The organism is Nocardioides albidus (assembly GCF_006335005.1).
GTDB lineage: Bacteria > Actinomycetota > Actinomycetes > Propionibacteriales > Nocardioidaceae > Nocardioides > Nocardioides albidus.
Genome location: NZ_VDMP01000026.1, coordinates 456240 through 464215 on the forward strand (window position 1 = coordinate 456240; position 7976 = coordinate 464215).

General features: G+C 69.2%; 11 protein-coding genes. All 11 read right to left on the reverse strand.

Features of this window, described 5'->3' with window-relative positions; translation table 11 throughout:
* Window positions 1-46: 46 nt before the first annotated feature.
* The 11 genes from FHP29_RS18025 to FHP29_RS18075 all read right to left on the reverse strand — a co-directional run bounded on the left by FHP29_RS18025 (window position 47) and on the right by FHP29_RS18075 (window position 7739).
* Entirely contained in the window at window positions 47-466 is a 420-nt protein-coding gene (locus FHP29_RS18025) for a TadE/TadG family type IV pilus assembly protein (RefSeq protein ID WP_139624229.1), read from the reverse strand.
* On the reverse strand, window positions 463-885 hold the full coding sequence (locus FHP29_RS18030; RefSeq protein WP_139624230.1) for a TadE/TadG family type IV pilus assembly protein: 423 nt from the start codon (window positions 883-885) through the stop codon (window positions 463-465). Before FHP29_RS18030 ends, FHP29_RS18025 begins: the two co-directional genes overlap by 4 nt.
* Window positions 882-1298, reverse strand: coding sequence for a TadE/TadG family type IV pilus assembly protein (locus tag FHP29_RS18035; RefSeq protein WP_139624231.1), 417 nt, complete (start codon window positions 1296-1298; stop codon window positions 882-884). Before FHP29_RS18035 ends, FHP29_RS18030 begins: the two co-directional genes overlap by 4 nt.
* Window positions 1267-1461: a hypothetical protein gene (locus FHP29_RS18040; RefSeq protein WP_139624232.1), complete on the reverse strand. Its 195-nt coding sequence runs from the start codon at window positions 1459-1461 to the stop codon at window positions 1267-1269. Before FHP29_RS18040 ends, FHP29_RS18035 begins: the two co-directional genes overlap by 32 nt.
* A 33-nt stretch (window positions 1462-1494) precedes the next feature.
* The gene (locus FHP29_RS18045; RefSeq protein WP_139624233.1) at window positions 1495-2394 is read right to left on the reverse strand and encodes a type II secretion system F family protein; all 900 of its coding nucleotides are present in this window, start codon (window positions 2392-2394) and stop codon (window positions 1495-1497) included.
* Window positions 2391-3248, reverse strand: coding sequence for a type II secretion system F family protein (locus FHP29_RS18050; protein WP_139624234.1), 858 nt, complete (start codon window positions 3246-3248; stop codon window positions 2391-2393). The genes FHP29_RS18045 and FHP29_RS18050 overlap by 4 nt, the downstream gene beginning before the upstream one ends.
* Complete coding sequence (locus tag FHP29_RS18055) at window positions 3245-4720, reverse strand: TadA family conjugal transfer-associated ATPase (RefSeq protein ID WP_139624235.1); 1476 nt, start codon at window positions 4718-4720, stop codon at window positions 3245-3247. The genes FHP29_RS18050 and FHP29_RS18055 overlap by 4 nt, the downstream gene beginning before the upstream one ends.
* Window positions 4717-5418, reverse strand: coding sequence for a CpaE/TadZ family protein (locus tag FHP29_RS18060; protein WP_240044585.1), 702 nt, complete (start codon window positions 5416-5418; stop codon window positions 4717-4719). The genes FHP29_RS18055 and FHP29_RS18060 overlap by 4 nt, the downstream gene beginning before the upstream one ends.
* Before the next feature lie 62 nt (window positions 5419-5480).
* A complete protein-coding gene (locus FHP29_RS18065) occupies window positions 5481-6158 on the reverse strand; it encodes an SAF domain-containing protein (protein ID WP_240044586.1) in 678 nt (225 codons plus the stop codon).
* 25 nt (window positions 6159-6183) lie between these two features.
* The gene (locus FHP29_RS18070) at window positions 6184-7146 is read right to left on the reverse strand and encodes a hypothetical protein (protein ID WP_139624237.1); all 963 of its coding nucleotides are present in this window, start codon (window positions 7144-7146) and stop codon (window positions 6184-6186) included.
* Window positions 7131-7739, reverse strand: coding sequence for a hypothetical protein (locus tag FHP29_RS18075; RefSeq protein ID WP_240044587.1), 609 nt, complete (start codon window positions 7737-7739; stop codon window positions 7131-7133). The genes FHP29_RS18070 and FHP29_RS18075 overlap by 16 nt, the downstream gene beginning before the upstream one ends.
* Window positions 7740-7976 lie beyond the last annotated feature (237 nt).

Below are 7976 nucleotides of genomic sequence, written 5' to 3' on the forward strand. Positions count from 1 at the left end.
AGCGTGAGTGTGGCCAGGAGGCCGCGAAGCCTGAAGTCGGTCCTGTTCATTGCTCGCTACCTCCGAGGGTGCGGACGAGTCGCGCGGTCGCGGTGCCGGTGACGTCGAGGCGGTTGATGCCGATGAGACCGAGGAACTGCGGGTCGTAGGAGTCCGTGACGGTCACCGTGATCGTGGTGCCGTCGTTGATGGTGACCGTTCCGGCGACGCCGGCCGCGTCGAGGTAGCGCTGGGCAGCGGCACGCGCGGCGGCGGGGGAGATCGCGAGGTCGTGACCTTGGATGGCGGAGCTTCCTTCGACCTCCTCGCCACCGGCTCGTGCGGCCTGCGCTGCGACGTCGTGGGCCCGCTCGTGGGCGTGGACCTGGCCCCCGAGGTCGACCGCCAGTCCGACGAGGAAGATCATCACGAAGCTGGACAGGGCCAGCCAGACCGTAATGGAGCCGCGCTCGTCCCGGCGGCTCATTGTTCCCGCCACGTATCAAGCGGGCTGGACATGGTGCTCCGGAGGACCCGTGCTACTGGCACGCCCGGCACGGCGAGATCTGACAGGTCGAGGCGGCAGGACACCGTCACGGTGACCGATCCTGGGACCCCGGGCTGCTTGTCGAAGTCGCTCGTGTCGACCACAACGTCGATGGCCGAGCATCCGATCTTCTGATTGGTGATGCTCGAAGTCGCTGCCGCGCGTGCATCCGTGCGGGCGACGTCCGCGTTGCGGGCGAGCGAGGCTGACCGGGCGGCATCGGCGGCGGCGGACTGAAGCGCCTGATGGGTGGTCGCCGTACGGCCTCCGAAGATGACCAGGCCGACGAAGAGCGCGAAGGCGGGCACGCCGATCGCCGCCTCGAGGGCTGCCGAACCGCGCTCGTCCCGGCGGATCACGGCGCCGTCACCTGCTCGACCGGCACGCTCGCGCTCTGAGTAATCCGGACCTTCCACCCTGGAATGACGCTCAGTGAGAAGCCACTGACAGTCACGGTGGCAGTCGTGGCGGTCCGGTTCGCACTCGTCGACGTCGCGGTGATGACGTCATCGCCACCGGCCTCGGCGAGGAAGTCGTTGGCTGCGCCGACCCCGTCGGACTCCCGGCCCTGCTCGGCTCCGGCGGCTCTGGCGCCCTGCTGCGCGGCCGCGATGGCGACCGACTTCGCGTGGTAGTAGAGCGCTGCCTGCATCCCGAGGAACATGACTGCGAACAGTGCGGGCAGCAGGACGACGAGCTCGATCGAGACCGAGCCCCGTTCGCCGCGTCGCCGGCGGCGGCTACTTGATCTTGCCCGCTTCTGAGGTGACATAGTTCGTGACCGCGAGGACCACGATCCCGACGATGCCGATGACGGCGACGGCCCAGAGGACGTGCTCCATCGTCACCGACCCGCGTTCACTGCGGTGGGAAGCTCGCAGGTCGTCGTACTTGCTGAGTGCTGCGATCTGCAGCAGGACCAGAACCTTCAACATGGGTTTTCCTCCTGTGGATGTGTCCTTCCGTGGTCACGAGTTCGTGAACATGCGAAGCAATGAGGGCGCGACGAGCAGCGCCATGAAGATCACGCCCAGCAGCGAGCCGGGCATCGACATGCGCTCACCGACGGCGTTGGCCTGTGCGAGCTCGTCGTTGAGCATCGCCGTGCGCATGGCGGCGGACCGGGCGCGCAGGGTCGCGTACACGCCGGCTCCTTCCTCGCCCGAGAGGCGCATAATGTCGGCGAAGTCGTCGAGCTCGGGCAGTCCGAGCTCCTCTGCCAAGGTGTGCAGCGCGTCCCAGGGCGGCAGTCCCGACCACCGCGACCGGGTGAGCTCCTCGGACAGCCGCGTGAACACCCACGAGTCGCCGACCTCAGCCGCAGCCTCCATCGCCTGCCGGTGGCCGATGCCGTTGTTCCGCTCCAGAGCCACGAGGTCGATGTAGGCGCCGAGAGCTCGGGCGAACTCAGTCCGCGCCTTCTTCGCGTCGTCGAGGGCGTTGTAGTTCGGGATGAAGAACATGACGGCGGCCAGCGCGAGCGATCCGACCGCCGGAAGTTGGAACGGGATGCTCAGCCCGAAGGCGTTGAAGAGCGTGACGAGGACCGGCGGGATGACGAGGCCGAGCCCAGCGAACATCAGCTTCTCGCCGTAGAACTGCGCGACCGGGATCCGCAGGAGCGCGAGTTCGCGAGTCGGCGTACGAACCCAGAGCCCGGGCGGCAGGACACGCAGGCCCCACAGGCCGAGCCGCTCCTTGCTCGACCGCGCGGAATCGGAGGTGGTTGAACGCGGACGAGACGAGGAGACACGCTCGAGCGCGTCGGCGAGGTCGGGCTCCGCGGGCAGGAGGCGGGCGACGAGAAGCACGAGGCCGAGGCCGACGAGGCCCCCGGCAAGGATCGCCAACTGCAGCCCGGTGATCATCGCGGCGCCTCCGCGACTGCGCGGGTCGCCAGGAACCGGGGGAGAGGCTTGCCTGCGGCCATGCGTCGCATCCAGACCAGGGTCGCGACGTACGCCGACAGAAGGAGTACGAGGAGCACCTGGCCCACCGGGGTGCGGTACGGCTCGACGTACGTCCCGGACAGCGCAAGTACGACGAGCACGCTGGCGCTGATCAACGTGACCCACCGCGCGGTCGCTCGCGGCTTGGCTCGGTCTGCCTCGACCTGGCGCCGAGCACGCACGTCGGCGCCGACCGACTCGGCGAGCCCTTCGAGCACACTCGCGAGCCCGGCGCCGCGTCGACGGGCGCCCAGGATCAGGTTCGCTGCGATCAGGTCGCCGGTCGCGTCGTCGAGTTCGTCGGCGAATGCTCGCAGAGCCTTCTCGGTGTCCCACCGTGCCCGCAGCCGGGTCACCAGTCGGTGGACCTCATCGGCGATCGGAGCAGGTGTCGACCGCAGAGTCGCGACCAGCGCTTGTTCCAGGCCGATTCCGACGGTGAGGACTCCGGAGAGCGATCGAGTCCATTCCTCCATCGCTTCGAGGCGTGCGATCTGCGTTGCTGCCGGCGGCGCGCTGAGCAGGATGGGCAGCCCGATGACTGCGACCGGCGCGATGACGAGCGCCAGGATCCAGCCGGTGATGAGCCATCCGACGAGGCCGAGCGCGCCACCGGCAAGAAGCAGGACTCGGGTTCGCCGGTTGAGGGCGCGGCGCCGATGGGCTGCCGTGGGTTCCCGCGGCGGAATCGCGGTCGGGCGAAGGCCGACGACCACCCCGAGGAGCCCCAAGGCGACGAGTCCACCCGCGAGTGCGGGAAGGATCGTGGTCATGTCCGGGCTCCCAGCGGTTGACTCGCGAGGTACGCCGGGAGGTCGAAGCCGTGCTGCGTGAGCCGTCGGTACTCGTCAGGGAGGACGTCGGGGACTGCGACTCCCGTGGCATCGGCGCGGAACACGTGCGTGGTCGCGTAGCCGGGCTCCTTCTCGCCCGGGGCCAGCGAGATGACCTCCGCGACCCGCCTCGCCCGCTGAGCCCCGCCCGGCACGACCTTGGTTTCCAGGCTCAACTGGACGATCAGGTCGACGGTCGCGGCGAGCTTGCTGGTGGCCAGACCCTGTGTGACGTGCGGCCCGGCTTCCATCGCGCAGGTCACGAGCTTGCGTACTGCGGCCACCGCATCGGCCGCGTGCGTTGTGGAGATGGATCCGGTGCCGGACTCCATCGCCTTGATCATCGCCCAGATCTCCTTGCCGCGGACCTCTCCGACGATCTGCCGGGACAGGTTGAAGCGGAAGGAGTCGACCAGTGCCTCGTCGAGCGTGAACTCACCCGACTGTCGCCCGTCGGGACCGCGTTCACCCGATCCCGGCCGGGCCTCCCATGGAATGACCACCTTGTGCCGACCGAGCTCGTGGAGGTGCAGTTCGTACTCGGTCTCAAAGGTGCCGATGGCCTCGAGTTCGTCGATCTCGGCGCAGAGGGCGCGGACCAGCGTGGTCTTACCCGCCCCCTGCGCCCCGGCGACCACGATCGAGCACCGAGCCCGCACCGCGGCCCTCAGAAACGAGGCGACGACGGGCGTCATCATGTCGCGCTTGACGAGGTCGTCCAGGGTCACCCGCATCAGCCGGTGCCGACGGATCACGACGGACGGCCGGGTGGTTACCCACGCCACGGCCGCCAGCCGGGAGCCGCCGTCCAGCCTCATGTGGAGACTCGGTTGCGCCTCGGAGAAGGACCGCGCATTCACCTCGCTGCGAGAGGCAAGGAATACGAGGAAGTCGATCAGCTCCTGATCGGAATCGGCCACCGACGGCCCGGGAACGAGCGTCCCGTCGATCAGCTCGAGCTGCACGTTGTCGTGGCCGACGATGACGATGTTCTCGATCCGATCGTCATCCACCAAGGGCTGCAGGCGGCCCAGGCGGAAGAGTGAGTCGAACACGGCCTGCGCGGTCGCCTGCTGCTTCGCGGGACTCCACGACCCGAGCCCGGCGTCGACGGCCTCTGCCATCGCAGACTCGATCAGGTCCAGCACGATCGACCGGCCCAGCTCCTGCTGTGCCTCCTTGCCGAGACGGGCACGCCCGGACTGCACGGCCTGGCTCAGCTGCTCGGAGGCCTGGGCGCGCAGTGCCGAGACGAGCGCCCAGTCGACATCGGAGGTGGCCGGGGGCGGCGATGCAACGGTCGCGTCGAGACCGCTCGGCACCTCGTGGGGGACGCCGTTGGTCGTCTGGCTGAAGAGCGGCAGGCGCGTCAGGTCGCCGTACTCGTTCGAGAATCGGTAGGTCTCGGTCATGGCCGCGCCTCCTCGACCAGCGCGAACCGACCACGGGCGATGTGCGCCTGGACCGATTGGACCGTGGCCTCGAGCGCGCGGATGTAGGGGCCGGTCTCGAAGTGCTTCGGAGGCGCCGCGCCGCGGTGATACACGGCCGCGGCTGCCGGATCGTCCGGCAGGTCGGCGACGACGGGCATGCCGAGAACCTTGGAGATCTCAGTGGCTCGATAAGGCTGGCCCTCGGCGATGAGAAGCAAGCAGGGGTGACGCCATCCGGTGGCGGGCTGCCGGACGGTCTCCGCCCACGACCGAGCTGCCGAGATCGCCGGCAGGGTGGCTCTGGTGACCAGGAGCGCTGCGTCGGCGGCGTCCAGCAGCGGGGTCGGCGAGCCCATGAGGCCGAGCCTGCCGGCGTCGACGATGACGTCCTGGCCGTTGTCATCCAGTTCGCGGAGTGCGGCCGCCAACGGCTCCCAGATGTCACGGAGCGCCGCGGCCTGAGCGTGCGATCGGATGCCGGCGACGAGCGAGACGTTCGGGCTCAAGGGCCGGACGACGTCCCGCAGCGCGTCTGCTGTGCCGAGGGGTGAGAGGGCGAGCTCGATCAGCCCGGCGTCGTACGGCGTGGTGCCGCGGAGGAACCCGGCGAGGACGCCGGATCCGCCGGTCGGGTCGGCTTCGACGAGGAGCACGGGCCGTGGCCAACTGAAGGCCATGCCCACTGCTGTGGTGGTGACGCCGGGCGAACCGGAGGCCGAGGTCAGGCACACGATCGCCATCACTGGGCTCCCGAGTCGAGGATCAGCGCGACGTTGCCGGTGGCAGCGCGGGCCGCGAGGACGCTCGCGTCGGCGTACGGCACCAGGACGTTGACGATGGTGTTGCCGGTCGTCTCGTCGATCGCCGTGTCGACGACCTCGGCAGCGGTGAACTGGGGCGCGCCGGTCGGGGCATCGCCGTTCGCAGCAGGGGTGGCGATGATGCGGACCTTGTCGCCGCCGTGCATCGGGAGCGCTGGAACCTGGGCCGGAGTCAGCGAGATGCCGACGATCGACTGGCCCTCCGGTGGCATCGGCGCATCGGTCGTCGACTCCGTCGTGATCAGCCCGCCGGCAGAGATGTCGAGCGCGGCGCGCTGGCCGACGATCTCGTCGTACGCCGACGCCGGGAGTGGCTCCAGAGCCGGGTCGCCGCTGATCCGGATGCGCCGGATGTCGTCGGCGGTGATGACCTCGCCTCGATGGATCGTCTTCGCCGCAGCGAGGACCTCCTCGGTGCTGGTCGTCGCGTTCCATGCCCACGCACCGAGCAGGCAGCCAAGGGCGGTGACGACGACGGCGGCGAAGACGAGGCCGGGCCGCCTGCGCAGCTTGGGCGGGGGAGTGATCGGCGGGCCGCCGTCGGGCGCGGTGCGGTGGGGGCCGGGCTTCCGGTCCTCTCGGGCAGTCGTAGTCACTTCGTCCCTCCCCGCGCAGTGCTCGTCAGTTCACGAGCACCTGTGCTTCGCCGATCCGGATCTGGGTCGAGCGGTTGAGGCCGTCGAGGCGGATCGTCCCGGTCTGGCCTGCGCCCGACCAGGTGATGACCCAGCTCGAGGTCGCGGTGACGGTGTACGCGTCTTCTGCCTGCCCCGCGCTCGACTTCTTGTAGGTGTGGCCGCAGTCGGGGGAGTCCTTCCGCCCGAACTCCGGCTTGTACGGCGTGCCCGCCGTGTCGCAGACGACCTCGGTTCCGTCGCCCATGTCCCAGGTGACGTGCAGGACCTTCGCCGTCGCGGTGATCGTGATGCCGCCTGCCGACGCACTCTCGGTGATCGGGCCGTAGGTCTGGCTGCTCGGCGCCTTCGCCCACATCCACACGGGCATGCCGACGAGGCCGATGCTGTCGGGGCCCGGCTCGGGAGCGATGCCGATGTCGATCGCCCCGAGGTGCATGTTCTCGATGGCGATCTGGGCGACCTCTCTCGGTGTCGGTCCCGTGCCGGAGTTCGGCGGCGGGTCCTGCGTCCAGATCGTGATGAGCAGCCCGGTCTGCGGCTGGTCGCAGTAGTAGACGGCGCCGTCTCCGGGCTCGTGGCCCTGCCAGCTCGGATCGCCGGCTGGCGGCTGGGGCTCCACCAGCGAGATGTAGCAGTGGTACGCGTTCGACCAGTAGGCGCCGTTCTTCGTGCATGGCACCGGCCCGGGCGGTGGATTCGTGACGCCCTGGCTGGTGCCGTCCCAGTAGCAGGCTGCGCCGCTGCCCGTGTCCTCTGGCCCGTCGTCGCCTGGCGTCCCCGGTGTGCCGGGATTGCCCGGGACATGGATCCAGATCAGGCACTCGCCCGTCGCCGGGTCGGTCTGACCGCAGACCGTGCCGTCGGCGTACGACGGTGCGGAGGCAAGGGCAGTGAGGCTGGCGGTGGCGAGGGCAGTCAGCAGGAGGCGAATCAGGAGGCCGCGCATGGCGTCTGCTTGAGGTCCTGGCCAGTCGCCACGCGCCATCCGCCGGCGGGGTCGGCGGCGTACTCGTAGTTCGCGACGGTGTAACGCGTCCACCCGGTGTCCGGGCGGTCGGGGGAGACGATCGACTTGCCGCTCTTGTCGAGCACGTCGACCTTGGTGACGTCCCAGCAGACGTCGATGACGACCGTAGGTACCTTGCCAGCGTCCGGGTCGGAGTTGTCCAGGGTGACTGACTGGACCTTCAGTTCGCTGATGGCCGTGCTGCCTGTCTGGCGCTGGCCCTGATCGCGCTGCCGCCGTACGAGGGTCTGCACCGCGTTGAGCTGTGCTCCGATCGCGACGGTCTCGAGCTTCTTGAGATCGCTGGAGGGATCGGCCCTGAGCCCGTCGAGGACGGAGTAGTAGTCGGTCATCGCAGCCGTCGCATTCGCGGTGGCGGCATCGTTCGGAGACGTCGGCGACGGGCTGGTCGTCGGCTCCGCCGACTCTGTCGGGGACGACGTGGCTGGCGTCGTCGGCTGAGGATCCGCGTCGTTGTCGGCACACGCCGACACCGCGGCCAACAGAAGTGTGCCGGTCGCCAGGAAGGTCAACCCGAGTCGATTCTTCATGGGGATGGTCCTGCTTCCTCTCGCCCAAAGGCGATGAGGCGCGACGACGCCCCACGGGCGGTGCGTGCATCGTCTGAACCTCATCGTAAGCCTGATTCACGAATCCGGACCCGACGTCTTTACCCGGGTCGCTTCACGGGTCAGGTGCTCGTCTCTGCCCAATCCCGTCGTCCCACTCAGCCCTCCGTCCTCTTTCTCCCGTCGCTCCTTCAGTCCCTC

Coding starts and splice junctions, on each gene's coding strand:
- FHP29_RS18025 (WP_139624229.1), bottom strand. CDS start 466: ATGAGCCGCCGGGACGAGCGCGGCTCCATTACGGTCTGGCTGGCCCTG.
- FHP29_RS18035 (WP_139624231.1), bottom strand. CDS start 1,298: ATGTCACCTCAGAAGCGGGCAAGATCAAGTAGCCGCCGCCGGCGACGC.
- FHP29_RS18040 (WP_139624232.1), bottom strand. CDS start 1,461: ATGTTGAAGGTTCTGGTCCTGCTGCAGATCGCAGCACTCAGCAAGTAC.
- FHP29_RS18045 (WP_139624233.1), bottom strand. CDS start 2,394: ATGATCACCGGGCTGCAGTTGGCGATCCTTGCCGGGGGCCTCGTCGGC.
- FHP29_RS18050 (WP_139624234.1), bottom strand. CDS start 3,248: ATGACCACGATCCTTCCCGCACTCGCGGGTGGACTCGTCGCCTTGGGG.
- FHP29_RS18055 (WP_139624235.1), bottom strand. CDS start 4,720: ATGACCGAGACCTACCGATTCTCGAACGAGTACGGCGACCTGACGCGC.
- FHP29_RS18060 (WP_240044585.1), bottom strand. CDS start 5,418: ATGGCCTTCAGTTGGCCACGGCCCGTGCTCCTCGTCGAAGCCGACCCG.
- FHP29_RS18070 (WP_139624237.1), bottom strand. CDS start 7,146: ATGCGCGGCCTCCTGATTCGCCTCCTGCTGACTGCCCTCGCCACCGCC.